This window comes from Psychrobacter urativorans (genome assembly GCF_904846695.1).
GTDB classification, from domain to species: domain Bacteria; phylum Pseudomonadota; class Gammaproteobacteria; order Pseudomonadales; family Moraxellaceae; genus Psychrobacter; species Psychrobacter urativorans.
The window spans coordinates 1-18,975 of sequence record NZ_CAJHBR010000017.1 but is presented as its reverse complement, the minus strand read 5'-3'; the positions used below and the strand labels follow the sequence as shown (position 1 = coordinate 18,975).

The following is an 18,975-nucleotide window of genomic DNA, read 5'->3' as shown; positions in this document are numbered from 1 at the left end:
TAATGACTGATTACTAAAACAATGTTTTTAGCAAAAATGCTATAAAATAAACCGCCTGATTTTAACATACTTGCCATTTATTAGCACGGCTTACTAGTTAAGCTCAATGACTGTTGGTACTACCCTTAATCTCACTAGATTGAGCTTTTATTGACCTTTTTTTGTCATCACTACTAATACAGGTTATTGTTTTAGCAGAATTAACTGTTAATCCACCCCTTCGGTTAGTGATTACCGGCCCTTGATCTAGCAAACCACAATTGCTAGGGCAAAGGCAACAGAGTCTATTTTGTTCTGTTATAATTTGCTACTGATCGCCGTGGCTAGCCTTAATACTTTTGCGCGACTTAATAATTTGGTACTGACTTTACATGAATAAACCGCTTACGCCAGATACTGAACTAGTGAACCGCATTTTTATGCAGCGAATTATTATTTTTGGGTTGATTATAGTGGTAGGACTAAGTGGCCTGCTACTGCGCTACGGCTATTTGCAAGTTTATGCTCATGAACAGTATTTAACTAACGCTGATAATAACCGCATCAAGCTGATATCAGCCCCGCCCAGCCGTGGCTACATCTATGACCGTAACGGCATAATATTGGCGGACAATCAGCCAGTATTTACCGCTATGCTAAGCCCCGATGAAGTCACTAACCCTGAACGTACGCTAACTTTATTAGCTCCTATCTTTGAGCTAACGGCTAGCGATATAACTGACATTTTAGCCCGTATTAGTCGCAGCAAAAACGATCCCGTCACCATAAAAATCGATGTGACTGAAAAGCAATTGGCGCAGTTTAGTGAGCGCAAACCTTTCTTTCATGGCGTTAACATTCAAAGCAAGCTAACTCGCTCTTATCCTTATGACGACCTGTTCGCCCATGTTATTGGCTATGTTGGTCGTATTAATGATAAAGAGACCAAAACCATTGATAAGGATCGCTACGCTGGTACTGATCTAATCGGCAAAATTGGTATTGAAGACTTCTATGAAGATATTTTGCTCGGGCAGCCTGGCTATCAGTCGGTAGAAACCGATGCCCACGGCAATATCTTGCGCCAGTTAGAGTCAAAAGCCCCAACAGCCGGTAATGACATCACTCTAAGCTTAGACTATGGCCTACAAACGATAGCTCAACAGCAGCTCGATGGTCGTCGTGGCGCTATTGTGGCGATAGACCCCAAAAACGGTGATGTATTAGCGTTCGTCAGTAACCCAAGTTACGATCCTAATCCTTTTATATCAGGTATCTCTTTTAAAGATTACGGCGAGCTGCGAGATGATCTCGATCAGCCGATGTATAACCGAGCGCTGCAAGGTATGTATCCGCCAGGCTCTACTATCAAGCCGTTTGAGGGGCTGGGTGGTCTGCATTACGGTCTACGTAACTGGGATACTACGATTTATGACCCAGGCTATTTTAGCTTGCCTGGTGACTCGCATCGTTTCCGTGACTGGAAGCGTGGCGGGCACGGTACGGTCAACCTCAATAAATCTATCGCCATGTCGGTTGATACTTATTACTACAAGTTGGCTTATGAGATGGGTATCCAGCGCCTGCATGACTGGATGGTACGCTTTGGCTTTGGTGAACAGACGGGAATTGACTTGCCTAATGAAAAGTCCGGTATTATGCCTTCGCCGCAATGGAAAAAAGACACTTACAATAAAAGCTGGTTACCTGGTGAGACTATCTCTGTCAGTATTGGCCAAGGGTACTTTTTATCCACGCCCTTACAGATTGCTAATGCTACGGCGATGACGGCTAACCAAGGCTATCATATCACCCCGCATCTACTAAAGAGTAGCGTAGGTAGCGCTGATGTCGATATCATCACTAAGCCTGACGGCAAGATAGAATATAATGGCGAGCCCTCTGACTGGCTACGCATGCATAGCGCCATGGAAAACGTGGTAAAAGGCGGTACTGGTCGCGGCATTTATACTGATCGCTATCGTATCGCTGGCAAGACGGGTACCGCGCAAGTAAAATCAATCGCGCAAGGCAAAAGCTATAATAAAGCGGCTTTGGATAAACGCCATTGGGATCACGCTTGGTTCAATGGCTTTGCCCCGGTAGATGATCCACAAATCGCCCTTGCGGTACTAGTAGAAAACGGTGGTGGAGGTAGTGCGGTAGCCGCTCCTATCGGTCGTGCCTTATTCGATTACTGGGTAATACAACGTAAAAATGACCCTATTTTACCGCCGAGCGCTGAACAGCTTGCTATTATTAAACGTCAAAAAGCGGTGGATAAAGCGGCCCGTGATTTAATACGTGATCAACAGCAGGCGCTAAAAGAACAAGCTGAAGCTGAGGCCAAAGCTGCAACAGCAATTACTACAGCAGCGACAGTGACAACTGCAACCACAAGCGGCTGAAGTCCCAACCGTTAACTCTGTTAAAATAGCTTCAGATTAACAATAGCTAGCTTAGTTTGCCGTTGGCGCAAAATCTAGCCCCTTTTAATAAAATAACGTCATAGAATAAGATAAAGACCTTATGAAAAAGCCAGTATCGTCCCGTAAAGTAACTGCTAAACCTGCCAATAAAGGTAATACTAAAATGGCTTCTAAAGCTAAAAAAGCTAAAAGTGCTACTGCTGGCGAAGTCCGTATTATCGGTGGACAGTTCAAGCGGCGCAGTATTAGCTTTATTGATGCGCAAGGGTTACGCCCTACCCCTGATCGCCTGAGGGAAACGCTGTTCAATTGGCTAATTGCTGACATCCATGGCGCACGTGTACTCGATAGCTGTGCCGGTAGCGGGGTATTAGGCTTTGAGGCCTTGTCACGTGGCGCAGCGCATTGCACTTTTATTGAAATGAACGCTGTACAAAGTCAGCGCTTACGGTACAGCGCAGAACAGCTGCGTCTTGACGCTAGTCAGTACCAAGTCATTCAAGGGCAAGCCGAGCAAGTGTTAAAAAAACCAGCAGAGTTTTTGCTAAGCTTGTCACCGTGTCTGTCCGCACAATCAGCATTAGCACAATCAACGTCAGCATCAGCGCCAATGGATGCTCATGACTCTAAGCAAAATAGTGAGCATTGTGGCAGCCCTTTTAATCTGGTTTTTATTGATCCGCCTTACGCTGATGACTTATGGCAGCCTATTTTGACTGCCTTAATCGAGCACCAGTGGATTGATGCTACTAGTGTTATCTACCTAGAAGCGGATAAAGATCTGACCGAGCAATTGGCTGTGTTAGCGGCTACTCTTAGGCAAAATGCGCCTACAGCAGACTTTCAAGGTTTTGACTGTCTAAAACAAACCAAAGTCGGACAAGTTGTCGCTGGACTTTACACGCTAGCATCGTCATAATCGAACAGCTTATGCTATGATTTATTAATAGCTATTTATTTATTAGCGGCTACTACTTATTGTAAACCATCCACTTTGCATAAAAAAAGCAGCTGATAATCGCTAAAACTTGCCAAAAAACGGTTAAATATACTGTTTTAATGGTAAGCCTGCGAAAATAAACCCCAATGCAGCTTGCAACAATCTACGCTACTGCTTATAATGTGCAGTCTGTTTTTTGAGAGCCCCGTTCCCAGCTAAACTCTCAACGAATTCTAAATTTAAGGTTTTATCATGAAAACACTTAGTGCAAAACCAGCTGAAGTGACCCATGACTGGTTTGTCGTAGATGCTGACGGCAAAACTCTTGGTCGCTTAGCCACTCAAATCGCTAGTCGCTTACGTGGCAAGCATAAGACTTGTTATACTCCGCATGTTGACACTGGTGACTTTATTGTCGTTATCAATGCCGAAAAAATCGCGGTTACTGGTAAAAAAGCGCAAGACAAAAAGTACTATCGTCACACTGGTTATCCAGGTGGGATTAAAGAAACTAACTTCACCAAGCTGATTGCACATAAGCCTGAAGATGTTTTACACAAAGCAGTTAAAGGTATGCTTCCAAAGGGCCCTCTTGGCTATGCGATGATCAAGAAGCTGAAACTATATGCGGGAACTGAACATCCGCATGAAGCCCAGCAACCTAAAGAACTAGACATCTAAGGATACACTTATGGAACGCAATTACGGAACTGGTCGTCGTAAGACTTCTACTGCTCGCGTCTTTTTAGCTAAAGGTACTGGTAGCATTGTCGTTAACGGCAAGCCACTTGATGAGTATTTTAGCCGTGAAACTTCACGTATGGTTGTTCGTCAGCCACTAGAGTTACTTGACTCTATTACTGCTTATGACCTTTATATCACTGTTAAAGGTGGTGGTATTAGTGGTCAAGCTGGCGCTATTCGCCACGGTATCACTCGTGCTCTAGTTGAGCTTGACGAAACTAACAAGCCTGCGCTTAAAGCAGCTGGTTTTGTTACTCGTGACTCACGTCAGGTTGAACGTAAGAAAGTTGGTCTACGTAAAGCACGTAAACGTCCACAATTTTCAAAACGTTAATCAAAGCTATTATTTATTGGTTTATGGCTACTGCTCTTATTATGAGAATAAGCTAGCTATAAGTGATAAATTAGTAGATTTGCAAAACCTTATAAGTGGTTTACCGCTTATAAGGTTTTTTTATGGCTGATAGAATATAGAAAGATTGACTCGCTAATCAATCCATAACCCCAAACCTCCTCATTGCCTAAAAAACCAGCTTGCAAAGTCGTCAGAGCTGCCCCATCATAACAGTACCTTTTCTACATCAGTCTTAATACCATGAAAGCGCCTGAACAGTTTGATCCTAGCAAAATAACTAAGTCCAGTGCTCCTAGCGCTTCGCCCTCTAAGGCGCTACAGCAAGGCAAATCACCAGCTATTCCTGTTGGTACGCCTACGATTACTCAGACCCATAAGCAAACTGATGCTACCGTCAAAAAGCCGTTTGAGATGCGCTTGTTAATGCCACAGTATTGGGGTATATGGCTGCTGTTGGCGCTGATATTACCCTTAGTATATTTGCCACTACGCTGGCAGTTTTGGCTAGGTCGTAAGCTAGGTATTAGTCTATATAAGCTAATCGGCTCACGCCGCCGTGATACGCTGATTAATTTAAAATTAGCCTTTCCGGAAAAGCCAGAAGTTGAGCGCGAACTAATGGCCAAGCAAGTCTTCGTTAACCAAGGTATCGGTGTATTCGAGACTTTATGCGCTTGGTATCGTCCGAATGTTTTTACTCGTACCGTATCGATCTCAGGATTACAGCATCTAATCACTGCTCAGAATGAAGGACGAGCCGTTATTTTATTAGGGGCCCACTACACTTTGTTAGATCTGGGTGGTATGCTTTGTACTCAGTTTTTTCCGATGGATGGCATGTATCGACCGCAGAACAATGCCCTACTCGATTGGTTGGTTTATAACGGCCGTAGTAGTATTTTGAGTAAGCAAATCTCTAGTCGTGATATGCGTAGTGTGGTTAGCTCTATTAAAGCCGGCCATGTCATTTGGTATTCGCCGGATCAAGATTATGGTCTTAAACAAGGGGTGATGGCTCCGTTTTTTGGCGTTCCGGCAGCTACTCTTACAGCGACACGGCGACTAGCTGTAATAGGAGATAAAGCAAAGCTCCCTGCTGTCATGGCGCTACATACTTATCGACAAACCCCTGACAACATACCTAAAGGCAAACGGCCGCATTATCATTTAACTATCACGCCTGAACTGGACAACTATCCTAGTAATGATGCCGTTACTGATGCTACTCGAGTTAATGAGCTGCTAGAAGGTTTGATTCGTATCGATCCTACCCAATGGATGTGGTTTCATCGACGTTTCAAAAATGGTCCGAATGGACGCACTGACATCTACAAGTAATATAAGCTAACTGATATGAGCGCCAATGCAAATTTGCTATACTTCACTTCTTTAGTAAGCTTCAGTAAGCTTCATTCGCCTTGACAACCGTTTAACAGAACCCTAATGACATTTTAATAAAACACGCATAACCCTCTAATAACACCTTAATAAAGACGGATACGGATTTTTCATGAATAATAATGACAGTGTGACCCCTTTGAATAGCCAAAAGCCCGCCAAGCGTGTGTTAACAGGTATTAAACCGACTGGTACTCTACACTTGGGCAATTATGTTGGTGCTATTCGCCCAGCTATTGAATCGATTAAAAACAGCGATGATGAAGCTTTTTTCTTTTTGGCAGATTACCACGGTATTATTGGCTGTCATGATCCTGCGGTGATTCATGAATCTACTAAATCGATTGCGGCTACTTGGTTGGCTTGTGGCCTTGATCCTGAGCGTGTCACTTTTTATCGTCAGTCCGATGTGCCAGAGATTCCAGAATTGGCTTGGATTCTTAATTGCTCCTGTGCCAAAGGTCTAATGAATCGTGCCCATGCTTATAAAGCTTCAGTCGATGTCAATGTAGCTAATAGTGTTGATGCTGACCAAGGCGTTACTATGGGGCTATTTGGCTATCCGGTATTAATGGCGGCCGACATCTTAATGTTTAATGCCACTCATGTGCCTGTTGGTCGTGATCAGATTCAGCATATCGAGATGGCTCGTGATATCGCTGGTACTTTTAATCATAGATATAAGCCGCTATTCACTATGCCAAGCGCGGTAGTCGATGATGCTACCCCCTTATTGACGGGGCTTGATGGCCGTAAAATGAGCAAAAGCTATGGCAACACTATCCCCCTATTTGGTGATATGAACCCACAAGTGAGCTCAGAGAAGCAGATGCATAAAGCTATTATGAAGATCGTTACTAACTCGCAGTTACCTAACGAGCCAAAAGACCCTGATGATTCGGCTATATTCGAAATCTATAAAGCCTTTGCTAGTGCTGAAGAAGTCGCAGCTATGCGTGAGCAATTCGCTACTGGTATTGGTTGGGGTGAGGCCAAACAAGCGCTATTTGAAAAAATAAACAATGAGATTGCGCCATTCCGTGCTCGTTACCAAGAGCTGATGAATAATCCAATACAATTAGAAGAAATACTACAAATGGGAGCGGATAAAGCCCGTCGCCATAGCCGTAAACAGTTGGATAAGACTCGTCGTGCAATCGGCATCCGTCCGCTTGCTAAGCTTAAGTAATAGTCCTTATTTAATACAAACTATTTGTAGGCTGGGTTTTTAACCCAGCCTACGCTAATAATTTTAGACAGTTGAACGCGGGGTCTATTGCTATAAATATCGATACAAATGACAGTACTCAAAGTAATAGTAATTTGCGCATTTATCAGACGCCAGTGCAGCACTTACCAGCAGACTTGTACGTGCCACCGCAAGCGTTTGCCATTTGGCTAGAGCAGTTTGCCGGACCGCTAGACTTTTTGCTTTATCTAGTCAAAAAGAACAACGTTGATCTTACTCAGATGCCGATACTGCCTATCACTGAGCAGTATTTGGCTTATATTAGCGAGCTGGATACTGATCATTTTGAATTGGCGGGTGACTATCTACTGATGGCATCGACCCTAATTGCTATTAAGTCTGAGCTGTTATTACCTAAGCGGCAAAACCCAACTGATGAGCGTGACCCAAAAGCTGAGCTGATAGAACGCCTAGAAGCTTATGCGCAAATTAAAGAGGCGAGCCTGCGCTTAGACACCTTAGTACGTCTTGAGCGTGACGTATTCTTAGCACTAGTTAGCATGCCTAATCAAGATATTATGCAAGCTGAACTGCCGAGCTACTCACCGAATTTATTGATCGAAAGCTTGTTTAAGATGCAATTACAGGCTAACTATCAACTGCAAACGCACACGGTAAAAGTAGATGCTGTACCTTTGGCTGATCGTATTGCCAGCATTAGCCGCCAGCTTAGTATTAATGGAGTGCATTCTTTTTATCAGCTGTTAGATAGATCGCAAGGCAGAATCGGGGTAGTGGTTAGCTTTGTAGCAGTACTAGAGTTAATGAAACGTCAATTGGTCGGGGTGCTCAAAGCAGATAGCGCTATTAACAATGAGAAAAACAGTGAAGGCGATCATCAAACTAACAAGTTAACTTTGCAATGGTTAGCTTAGGCTGATTTTTATGAATTCTTAACTTTTAACTTTTAATAATAATGCTAAAGCTTAACGTAGTGCTTTAGCAACTTATGCCATTGGTGGATTACGCTGCGCTAATGGTAGTACCCTTTCAACTGTTGCAAAAATTTTAATCCACTCTTTAGAGCAGTATGCTAATGACCAACCTTGATAATCCTAAAGATCACTCTACAAACAATAATTCTAAAAACAATTATCCTAAAGGCAATCCTGAAGATCACCACCCTGATAAACACCAAAGTATCAGTCTAGATATCGAAGTACTGCTGCATGCCTCCGAAGCGCCGCTAACGGCTAGTAGTATTAGACAGTACTTGTCTCTATCCACTAAAGAGCTGCAACTGGCTTTAGAGATATTACAACAGCGTTTAGATGACGGGGTGTTAAGTCTTACTGAGACTGCCAGCGGCTATCGCTTACAAGTAGCAGACCAGTACAGCGCTTTAATCCAGCAAGTGTTCCCGCAGCGTCAACAGCGCCTTAGCCAAGCCTTGCTAGAGACTCTAAGTGTCATTGCATATAAGCAGCCAGTGACTCGTAGTGACATTGAGTACGTACGTGGAGTGACTTTATCTAGTGGTATTTTAAGACAGCTGTTCGATAAAGGTTGGATAATTGAGGAAGGTTATAAAGACACTTTAGGTCGCCCTGCGCTATTGCATACTACCGCGCAGTTCTTAGATGCTTTTGGGCTGACAGATTTAGAGCAGCTGCCGCCTATGCCGGATTTGGCAGCAGTTGGTTCAGTGTCCAACTAAGCGTTTGACAGCTAATAGTATTACCATAAAAATACGGTTATAAAAAAGGGTCTATTGATAATTCAATAGACCCTTTTTATGTACAGATACCTTTAATAAAAAACCATTTAGCCTACTGATGTTAAAACTATAGGCTTAACAATTACAGATATGAGCTTACAACTATCAATTTAAAATTAGTAAGTCTTTAACTGTAAGCCTATACCAGCACCAATCTCAGTCGACTGGGTATCTGAGTCAACAGCCCATAGTCTAGTACTAATCGTCGTTAATGGCTGTAGCTGATGGTCCCAAGAGACATCGATAGCTGTTAACTTGTCGGTAGTTGGGAAAGCTTGGTTAATAGCCTCATTAGCTTGGTTTACTTTAGCATGCTGTAATTTTGCATTGATAAAATTACGCTCATCCAACCATAGTTTACCGCCGACTGAAATACTCTCAGCATCACCACCTAATGAATGGCCTAGCGGATAGCCTTGTTGATAATAGCCATCAGTATAAATACTATGATCGTAAGATATGCCTTGTACTTTACCGCCAGTACGAGTATCGGCATATTCAGCATAGAGCTGATAAGGCTTACCATAAGCAGCTGAAGCGTAGTCGACACCCGCTAAATACATATTTTTAGCTGGCAGTGCCCCAGCTTCATCTTCGCCTACTAGCTGCGCATAGATCCCAGCAGGGACATTAATCAAAGGCGCTAAACTCAAACGCGCATCAAAACCGGCCAGCTGATTGGCAGGATCGCCATTCTCATTACCACCATTATCTTTAGTACCTAAAACGGCATCGGTAAAAGATCTAATATTCTGTGGTCGACCTTTACCGCCCCACATAAAGGTACGCGAAGCTCCTAACTCTAGCCAAGGCCAAGGACTAGCGGTAAGACGCGCGCCGAATAACTTGGTATCAGGTATAGCGTTGTAATCCTCCAGCTGACCGGCGAATAGCTGATACTGCCAAGGGCCTACCCAAGATAAATACGGCGAGACTGGCGCTGCTTGCTGATCACGCTGCATAGTAATACCAGTAACGGGAATACTAGCATCACCTCTAATCAGGCTGCCATCAGTACCTGGTCCCCACCATGCTGGAATTTTGCCCGCTACTAGCCACTGATTGGCCAGCTTACCAGCGACATAAGAGCCTTCAAAGCTAACATCAGAGCCGTCTTCAATGAGCTTGTCATTCTTTAGATTGGCTTGTAGATTGAACTCTAGATTGTCTTCGCTAAGCCCTACAGAGCCACTGATCTGCTGCCCAGCCAACTGGTTATCCGCAAAAGTCTGTGGTAACTGCTGGCGATTGGCCTGTAAATACAGTCCTACATCAGCGTGGACTATCGAATTAGGGTTTTGCTTAAGTTTGGTAGCTACTGACTGTAATAGCTGCTGCTGCGCAGGCGTTGTCGCCTTAGCCGTACTCAAACCACGTTTGATTTCATTGGCAGTTAATGGCCAAGTGCTAGTACTAATCTGCGTCACGCCTTGACTATTGAGCCAGTCAATATCAGCCTTTAGCCGCAGATCATTCATATATAGGTTTTGTGCCGATGCGGTTGTCGATAAGATAGAAACTATCGATACTACACCGGCCGTTAATACCGTAACTAACTTTTTATTCATAAGGGTCTGCTTCTATAGCGATGTTTAATAATGGCTGTATTTTTATAAAGTACTAGGGTTAAAAAACCCAGCAGTATTTGATAGGTTTTTTATTAATATAGGTTTTTATTAACAATATATACCACTATTATACAGCAGTTATTACTGGCTAGAAGCATTCATGTTAGTGAACACAGTATCGATAGCCGCTACGGTCTGCTCAATCTCAGCGCTAGTCAAGGTTGGATGTACTAAGAACATTAAGCTAGTCTCACCCAACTGTTTAGCGATAGGCAACCTAGTTTCAGGGCGCAGTCCGGTATTATCAAAGGCTTTTTCTAAATAGACCTCAGAGGCCGATCCTGAGAAGCAAGGTACCTTAAGCGCATTAATCTCAGCGATGATACGATCGCGTGACCAGGCTGCAGGCAAGTTGTCCGACTCTACGTAGACATAGAGCTTATAGTAGCCATGAGTCGAGTCAGTAAAAGCTGGCGTCTGTTCTAATCTAGGGACAGATAAATACCCCTTGGCTTGCCATTTATCACATTCATCCAGTATGGCGTGGGCGTTTGCCGTACGCTTGGCGGTCCACTCGCTCATGCGGGTGAGCTGAATACGGCCAATCACCGCTTGCATCTCTGTCATGCGCCAGTTAGTACCGAAGCTCTCATGTAGCCAGCGATAGCCGGGGGGATGGTCAGTCTCATAGACAGCGGCATAGCTCTTGCCATGATCTTTATAGGCCCACATTTTGCGCCATAGCTGCTCGTCATTGGTGGTGACCATACCGCCTTCACCACCCGTAGTCATGATCTTATCTTGGCAAAAGCTCCAAGCACTGATATGACCGATACTGCCGATGCTACGCCCTTTATAGCGAGTGCCATGGGCTTGGGCGCAGTCCTCTATGACATACAGATTATGCTGCTCTGCAAGCGCCATGATGGCATCCATGTCACAAGGCCAGCCTGCCAAGTGTACACAGACTATAGCTTTAGTCTTGGGCGTGATAACCGCAGCTATAGTCTCAGCGCTGATGTTACCTGTAGTAGCTTCCACATCAGCGAAGACTGGAGTAGCACCGGCATTAACCACTGAGGAAATACTAGCGATAAAGGTACGAGGAGTGACCACAACTTCATCACCAGCTGTGATACCTAAGGCTTGCAAGGCCACATCTAATGCTAAAGTACCATTACCTAGAGCGATAGCATAGTTGCTGTCTGCCCAGTCTGCAAATTCTTTTTCAAACTCGCGGCATTCTTGCCCAGTCCAATAATTTACCTTATTGGAGAGTAATACTTGGCTGACCGCATTCGCTTCTTCTTGAGTGAAGCTAGGCCATGGTGAAAATGGAGTGTTTAGCATAATAACTACAGCCGTATTTTATAGATCGATTAAAGTTAAACTTTGGCAGGCTCAACCAGCTCAGAGGCATTTATGATTACCACATCATCGTACATCATCATAATAACATCTTCGTCATAAGCCCCGAATCTTTCAACGTTTTCGATATTGTTCACATTATTTTGAATAAGTTCATAGAAGTTGACACCAGCACCATAAGCATGAACATAAGCACCCCCGAAACGCGGGTTGATTTCAGATAAGAAATATGTGCCATCTTTATAGAAAAAGTCAATATCGATAGGCCCATAAAAACTAAATTTAGGTACTATACGTTGTATAGTTTCAAAAAGGGCTTGATCTTTGAAAGATATAGTCTTACTTGCTCCACCTATCTTTGTTTCTATTTTCTTTTTAGAAAATGCCGATACTGCTTTTCTACTTATGCAGTCAACATAGACATCAACATCTATATCGTCGCCACCCATCAACTCTTGAATTATAAAGTAATTTTTTTCATGTTTACTAATTTGACTCTCTAGCTGTTTAAGATCCTGAATTTTTTCAGCTCCAAAGCTAGCACTACCTGTCCTAGGCTTTATAAATACTGGAAAGCTGACTTTTTTATTTTCAAGCCCAATTTTAAAGCTTTCTAAACTGTCGTAAGTCAATACTGTACTTATATCATTAGCAACTAAAAACTCATACATCTTGAATTTATCAAAACATAATTGAGCTGTTTCAGATGAAGGACACAAAGGTAGAACCCCATTTTCGATAAATAGGTTTCTGTTATTAGCTAGAATTTCTATTTCAGGATCTATCAAAGTTGTTATAGCCTGAACTTTATTATCTTTACATAAGTTTAATATATAAGATAAATAAGTACTATCGTCTATACGAGGTGAAATAAACTGTCTATCTGCTGAATACAATGCAGGCGCATAAGGACTGCAATCAGTCGCCAGTAGTTCGACATTGCTATTAAAATCTTTAAAATTTTGAAGTAGTTTTGCTCTACGTCCAACACTGCAGAATAATACTTTCATTACCTTATTGCTCCTCAATAAAATCTTCTTTCTTACCCCAAAGTAAAGCGAAGGGCTCACTTTCCATTTCTTTCTTAAAGTCTATTAAGGAATCAATGTAGGAATATTTTTGTGTATAGCCCAGTTCTTCCTGAGTTTTAGAAATATCAAACTTAGCTAACAACGGATCTGGCATTTCAGGCTTATAAACCTTGCGGGAAGGTATATCTTTTTTTGAAAAAACATTAATAATTCCACTTATTTGTTCTTCTAGTGATACAGCTTCTCCCCCAACATTGTACATACCGCCCTTCGAATTACTCTCAAAGCACTTTCCAACAACTTGGGTGAAGTCTTTAATATAAACCATTTCTTTAGAGCGTGACGCATCACCCCAAACCTCGATGTCTAATGATTTTTCGGCCCTATCTATAAGCATACGATAAGGCATCATCTGTTTTTTAAAGTTTGAATAATGATAGGGATTTGGATGATAGTTATATATAGTGAAAAATCTTAAATGATATCTTTCAAAGTCATAAGTAGCAGCATAATGATCTATCAAGTCTACAGCTGCATTTTTGGCGATAGTATAAACGGAGTGGTCTCCTAATAAGGGAAACGTTTTAGGTTGGTCAGCCTCTATCTTTTTATCAGTATTATGATACTTATATTGATCAAAAGGAGTTTGTGGAAAAATTATTTTTTCGCCCCCTGCTTTAACCATATACTCTAAAACATTCAAAGTTCCAGTAATAATTGATGTTGTTAGGGCTCTTGTGTCGTAGTTATATCTTGAAGGTAACTCACCAGCTAAGTGAACAACTCCATATATATCTTGAGGCAAGCAATCAAATGTCTCACTATTTGCTATGTCCACTGAGTGATACTTCATACCTTTAGATTCGAAAAATCCATTATCTGAAGCTCTTGAACCTATTGCATACACATCATAGCCCAGCTCTTTCAAATACACAGAAGTATAGGCACCTAAGTTTCCGGTAGCTCCAAAAACAATAATTTTTTTCATAAAGATTATTCACTATTCTGATGTGTTGTATATGCTATAAAAATCAGCTGCTGACCATTTTTTTCTAATTAAGATGTATTCGCCATTATCTTCCAAATAGATATTAGGAAAATATCTAATAAATAGAGGGGATAATGTCATAGTGTATGCCCCAACCGACTTATATTTGATTAGATCACCTAATTTCAAAAGATTTGTATCTTCTAACTCAAAAATCTTATCGTATTCTAAACAAGTTCCGCCTGCCACCACCTGAAGGGGCACTATTGATCCAGACGGATTACTAGCTATTATAGTATGAAAGTAAGCACTTTTTTTATAAAAAGGATCTAAATCATTTCGAGAACCATCAGTTGTAATAACATGAAAGTCTTTGATTTTTTTGACATCAATAACTGAGGAAATAAAATCTAATGCAGATGCGACTATCGCATTACCAGGCTCAATAATTATCAAAACTTCATTTAGATCAAAAGTAGATGATAGACCTTTACTTATGGAATCAAAATATTCATCGAAAGTTGGTTTATCATCCATAATTCCATAGAACCCACCTCCTATATCAATATACTGTATATTTAAACAGTACTCTTTTACAACTTCACCTACATAAAGAGCAATCTTTTCATATACATCAACCGAACGTGATAAAGTAGTTCTATGAACATGAACGCCAATTAAATTTATATTGCTATGAGAAGTAATTCTAGAAACAGCATTTTTAAAATCTTTGTTCTCAGGTGAAAAACCGAATCTACTGTATCCTTCATCCACTTTTGCATCTTTTGGTGAAATAATATCAAGGTCAATATTAATTCTAATACCTACAGAGAAACTCTTATTTTTAGGGAGGTCATCAAGCCAATCAATTTCTCTTTGAGAATCTATATTGACTATAGCCCCTTTCTCAATAGATTCCAAAAAAGTGGATTTTGACTTTAACAGGCCATTATAGACTATGTTATTTATATCGAAACCTACTAATCTCGCAAGTTCATACTCATCGCTTGATACTACTTCTGCATAACCTCCTGCCGATTTTATTTTCTTTAGAATATAGGGTAAAGAGTTTGTTTTGAGAGAATAACTGAAAACATTTTTTGGAAAATATTTATCTAACGATGATTGTATTAGATCAATACTATTTTGAAGTACTTCCTTTTTTACAATAAAAGCAGGGGTTTCTAAATTAATCATATTTAATCCTTATTCAACTAAAAAATCTTGCTGTGTTACAGCTAGTTCAATACTTGCTACATCACTTTTCGTAACTATTTTCTTAACCGTTTTAAAAAAAATAGTAGAATCTAATTTAAAAGACATATTTTCGATATACCAATTATCCATTTCAAACTTATCTTTCCAAGTAACGCTATTTCTTCCATTTACTTGTGCCCAGCCTGTTATACCAGGTTTAACAGAGTGTCGCAATTTTTGTCTATTGGTATACATAGGTAGATATTCTTTTAATAAAGGTCTGGGTCCGATTAGAGACATCTCTCCCCTAAGAACATTAATAAGTTGTGGTATCTCATCTAAAGAAGTTTTACGAAGGAAAGAGCCTAGTTTAGTAATGCGCTCTCCCATAGGAAGTAAGTTACCTTCAATATCTTTTTTATCGTTCATTGTTTTAAACTTTATAAGCTTAAAGAGAATTTCATCTTTACCAGGTCGCTCTTGGAAGAAAAATGGCTTACCATTATTTGAATAATATAAAGCAATCATGGTTCCTATAAATATAGGACTTAAGACTACAATACCAAAACATGCAAAAAATAAATCTAATAATCTTTTAAAGTACTTCTCATACATACTGAACACCCCGCTTATAAGAGAAAGTAAGATTAGAACTTTTCATATTAATAACTATGAGTTTAAGTTCCTAATATTTTTTTGAGTCTATCATTTACAATACGAGAGTCGAATTTTTCTTGAGCTATTTTATAACTCTCGTAGCCCATTTGTGCCACTTGTTCGGGGTTCTCTATAAAATAAATCATCTTCTCAGCTAAGGCTTGTGGATTCCATTTTTCAACCAAAAAACCGTTCACTCCATCAACTACTGTTTCGCGACATCCTGGAACATCAGTTGTAATCACTGCGCGCCCTATAGCCATAGCTTCTTGTGTACTACGAGGAACACCTTCACGATATGATGGCAACACGAACACATCAGTATTAGCAATCCAGTCTTTAACATCATCTACATGACCAGGATAGTTCACTAGCTGAGAGGAGATTAAGTCATCAAGCTCTGACTGTTTCAACGCTCCAGGATTAGAAGCATCAATACTACCCAACACAGTAAATGTAGTTCCAGGGTATTTATCGTTTACTATTGTGGCGGCTGATACAAAATCGTGAATACCTTTTTCTTTTAGCAAACGACCAATAAAAAGAAATTTTAACGGCGTTTTAGTATCTATTACAGGCTGATGAGGATAATCCTCTAAATTCAAGCCAATACCACCTAATACCTCAACTTGCTTTACTTGTATGTTATATCTTTCTAGCAAATCTTTAGGATCATCGGGATTCAGAAATATAATCTTATCTAATTTAGGTAAAGCTACTCTATATAATAGAACTTGAATTTGTTTTATTAGTTTTGTTTTTTTACTTAACCCTTCAGGTTGATCGGTAAAAGTATAACCTAAACCTTCTAACATACCTATGATACGTGGAACTTTAGCTACCCTTGCAGCCAAAGTTCCAAAAATTACTGGTTTGGTGAAGTAAGAGAGAACTAAATCTGGCGCTATCTGCTTTATCTTTTTTGCTAAAGCATGAGTAGCTCTTATATCTGCTAACGGATTTAGGCCGCCACGGTTTAGTTTATAAGTAACAGGTGTCACACCTATATTTTCTATTTTATCTAAATCTTCAGAGGTATATTCCGAAGTAAACGCATAAACTATATGCTGCTGTTCTAGTAAGGATTTGATTAGATCAGCACGGAAACCATAAAAACTTGAAGCTACCGTTCCTATAATAATTATTCTCATCGTTTAATACCCTTTAAATTTTTCAAGGTGTTACTTTTAAGTCTTAAGATATAAAAAAAGCTAATATAGATGGCGAAATAGTTATACATTCTCAATCGCACTGCTGTGCCTAAATTATCATTACCGATAAGCCAAACGCTAGCATAGATTACAAAAAATATAATTAAGAAACGTACAAAATTGTCCGCTAATTTGATATTTTTAAGTACGTAAATCAGCATAAAAAAGAAAGGTACTGTCTCGATAAGCAACAATACAACCGCTAAAGGATTAGTAATGTATAAACCTAACATCTGGCCCAAGAAGCTAAATATAAAGTTTGGGATAAACATAATTGGGTTAGAAAAGTCTAAACCTAGTGTTGAGCCCCCACCTATTTCTTTAAAACCAGAACGGTACTCTGTGAGTAAATCTAGCGCACCTATATAATTCAAAATAAAAAGAATCAAAAAGTAAAAGAACCCTAAAAATAAAATTTTATTTTTAGAAAATTTTATCTTCCATAATAGTAGAGAGACAAGGAACGCATATCCTAAATAAGGTCTTAACCATAATAAAAAGAAACCTATAATAATAGATATACATAAATAAAAAATAAAAAATAAAAAATTTTTGCTATCAACGAATTTTTTTACTATCATGCAACTAATTAAAAAAATAAAAACCATGAATACGTCACGGAATATATCAAAAACAAAAACATATGGTGTAGGATAAGCTATACATATTAAAATAATATAAAGATAATGTTTTTGGTTATTTCTAAAAGTCAGACTAGCTAATTTAGCTGTGATAAAAGGTATAGCGAACAAGCTTAAAAAGAATAAAATATAACTAATTGAATTGCGTGAATAAAGCCCTATATTGTTGAGGTATCTTAATATAACTGGCCAGATATTTACCGCTAGTGTATATAATCCTGTTGCATAACCATGATAGTAAATAGCATCACTACCAGTACCAAATCCAGATAATATTAAGTCGCTTTTGACTAAAATATAAAAAATGAGTTTAAAAAATACTAATATAGCTATAGCTAATAGAATAAAGTAATTAGGTATTCTCTCGAAAAAAAACTTATTATTCATTATATATAGAGATCCATTTTTCTGAAATAATATCTAAGTTAAATTTACTTTTAGCGTAATTATATCCCAAAATATTTTTCTCTTTAATATCTAAAGCTTTTTCTATAGCCAAAGCTAAATTTTTAGCATCTTTTATAGGTACGATCTCGCCATAATTCTCTATTATTTCTCTAGCACCACTTACGTCTGTAGATACCACATTAGCTTGGCATGCTAAAGCTTCTATTAATACAGTAGGTAAACCTTCATAGTCAGAAGAAAGCACAAAAACATCACAAGCACTCATTAATTTTGGTATATCATTTCTTCTACCTAGTAAGATAACTGAAGCATCTAACTCTAGTTCTGTAATAGTTTCTTCTATTTTATTTCTTAACTCACCATCACCTGCAATCAAAAGAGTAAATGGTATAGAACTATACTCTCTCAAATACTTAATCGACTTCAGAAGATTAAAATAGTTTTTTTGCTTATTAAACCTTCCCACAGATAGAATAATTTTATGTTTTTCACTTATATTTAACTCATGAAGCAAATACTGCCTAGCTTTTGAATTATAATTAAATTTATTAAAGTTGACACCATTGTAGACAGTGATCATCCCATCTTTAGGTACTGCATTTTTTATTTTAAAAGATTCAACAGCAGTATTGCTTACATTAGTTGTAACATCTGCTAATTTATGAGTTAATCTATACAATAGCATTCTTGCCCGGCCACCCTCATTACTATTATGAGCGGTAGATATCAACTTGTCTATGGGAGTGATCATACGTATTAATCTGGCCAATAGGTTAGCATGAACCATATGAGAGTGAACAACATCTGGTTTATAATTTCTAATTATTCTTGATAAATTTAAATATGCTTTTAATAAATCATTAGGTCCATTTAAATTAAGATCAATTAATTCAATCTCCTTGTTTATAGGACGAGTTAGGATGTCCCCTGTTAAATAAACAATTTTGACTTCATTATTTTTTTCAAATATATTATCAGCCATATCACAAACTACACGTTCAGCACCACCTTGTGCTAATCCTGTAATAACATATAGTATTTTCATTAATATCTTAATCCAATTATTAGTAAGTTATTCTATGATAAGTGTATTTT

17 protein-coding genes are annotated in these 18,975 nt (G+C 39.4%); 8 read left to right on the top strand and 9 right to left on the bottom strand.

What is annotated here, in order from left to right; translation table 11 throughout:
• The first annotated feature begins 371 nt into the window (after nt 1-371).
• From mrdA to scpB, 8 genes are all read left to right on the top strand, one after another.
• A complete protein-coding gene (gene mrdA / locus JMY09_RS10905) occupies nt 372-2,387 on the top strand; it encodes a penicillin-binding protein 2 (protein ID WP_201623623.1) in 2,016 nt (671 codons plus the stop codon).
• Nucleotides 2,388-2,508: 121 nt separating this feature from the next.
• On the top strand, nt 2,509-3,327 hold the full coding sequence (locus JMY09_RS10900; protein ID WP_379606721.1) for an RsmD family RNA methyltransferase: 819 nt from the start codon (nt 2,509-2,511) through the stop codon (nt 3,325-3,327).
• A gap of 273 nt (nt 3,328-3,600) precedes the next feature.
• A complete protein-coding gene (gene rplM, locus JMY09_RS10895; RefSeq protein WP_201623622.1) occupies nt 3,601-4,029 on the top strand; it encodes a 50S ribosomal protein L13 in 429 nt (142 codons plus the stop codon).
• Nucleotides 4,030-4,039: 10 nt separating this feature from the next.
• A complete protein-coding gene (rpsI, locus tag JMY09_RS10890) occupies nt 4,040-4,426 on the top strand; it encodes a 30S ribosomal protein S9 (RefSeq protein WP_201623621.1) in 387 nt (128 codons plus the stop codon).
• A gap of 432 nt (nt 4,427-4,858) precedes the next feature.
• Entirely contained in the window at nt 4,859-5,785 is a 927-nt protein-coding gene (locus JMY09_RS10885) for an LpxL/LpxP family acyltransferase (RefSeq protein WP_452596422.1), read from the top strand.
• 172 nt (nt 5,786-5,957) lie between these two features.
• Complete coding sequence (locus JMY09_RS10880) at nt 5,958-7,034, top strand: tryptophan--tRNA ligase (RefSeq protein WP_201623619.1); 1,077 nt, start codon at nt 5,958-5,960, stop codon at nt 7,032-7,034.
• 71 nt (nt 7,035-7,105) lie between these two features.
• A complete protein-coding gene (locus tag JMY09_RS10875; RefSeq protein WP_227677291.1) occupies nt 7,106-7,969 on the top strand; it encodes a segregation and condensation protein A in 864 nt (287 codons plus the stop codon).
• A 161-nt stretch (nt 7,970-8,130) separates the two neighbouring features.
• A complete protein-coding gene (scpB, locus tag JMY09_RS10870; protein WP_201623618.1) occupies nt 8,131-8,751 on the top strand; it encodes an SMC-Scp complex subunit ScpB in 621 nt (206 codons plus the stop codon).
• A gap of 176 nt (nt 8,752-8,927) precedes the next feature.
• Here the strand turns inward: scpB and JMY09_RS10865 are convergent, their stop codons facing one another.
• The 9 genes from JMY09_RS10865 to JMY09_RS10825 form a co-directional block, all read right to left on the bottom strand.
• Complete coding sequence (locus JMY09_RS10865) at nt 8,928-10,379, bottom strand: capsule assembly Wzi family protein (protein WP_201623617.1); 1,452 nt, start codon at nt 10,377-10,379, stop codon at nt 8,928-8,930.
• Between the two features lie 141 nt (nt 10,380-10,520).
• Complete coding sequence (locus JMY09_RS10860) at nt 10,521-11,729, bottom strand: DegT/DnrJ/EryC1/StrS family aminotransferase (protein WP_201623616.1); 1,209 nt, start codon at nt 11,727-11,729, stop codon at nt 10,521-10,523.
• 35 nt (nt 11,730-11,764) lie between these two features.
• The gene (locus JMY09_RS10855) at nt 11,765-12,757 is read right to left on the bottom strand and encodes an ATP-grasp domain-containing protein (protein ID WP_201623615.1); all 993 of its coding nucleotides are present in this window, start codon (nt 12,755-12,757) and stop codon (nt 11,765-11,767) included.
• Between the two features lie 4 nt (nt 12,758-12,761).
• A complete protein-coding gene (locus tag JMY09_RS10850; RefSeq protein WP_201623614.1) occupies nt 12,762-13,766 on the bottom strand; it encodes an NAD-dependent epimerase/dehydratase family protein in 1,005 nt (334 codons plus the stop codon).
• A 12-nt stretch (nt 13,767-13,778) separates the two neighbouring features.
• Nucleotides 13,779-14,963: a type III PLP-dependent enzyme domain-containing protein gene (locus tag JMY09_RS10845; RefSeq protein ID WP_201623613.1), complete on the bottom strand. Its 1,185-nt coding sequence runs from the start codon at nt 14,961-14,963 to the stop codon at nt 13,779-13,781.
• A 9-nt stretch (nt 14,964-14,972) separates the two neighbouring features.
• Nucleotides 14,973-15,578 (bottom strand): sugar transferase, encoded by a 606-nt coding sequence (locus JMY09_RS10840; RefSeq protein ID WP_201623612.1) that lies wholly within the window; start codon nt 15,576-15,578, stop codon nt 14,973-14,975.
• Between the two features lie 62 nt (nt 15,579-15,640).
• Nucleotides 15,641-16,771 (bottom strand): glycosyltransferase family 4 protein, encoded by a 1,131-nt coding sequence (locus JMY09_RS10835; protein ID WP_201623611.1) that lies wholly within the window; start codon nt 16,769-16,771, stop codon nt 15,641-15,643.
• A complete protein-coding gene (locus tag JMY09_RS10830) occupies nt 16,768-17,859 on the bottom strand; it encodes a hypothetical protein (RefSeq protein WP_201623610.1) in 1,092 nt (363 codons plus the stop codon). Before JMY09_RS10830 ends, JMY09_RS10835 begins: the two co-directional genes overlap by 4 nt.
• Nucleotides 17,852-18,925, bottom strand: coding sequence for a glycosyltransferase (locus tag JMY09_RS10825; RefSeq protein WP_201623609.1), 1,074 nt, complete (start codon nt 18,923-18,925; stop codon nt 17,852-17,854). Before JMY09_RS10825 ends, JMY09_RS10830 begins: the two co-directional genes overlap by 8 nt.
• Nucleotides 18,926-18,975: the final 50 nt, after the last annotated feature.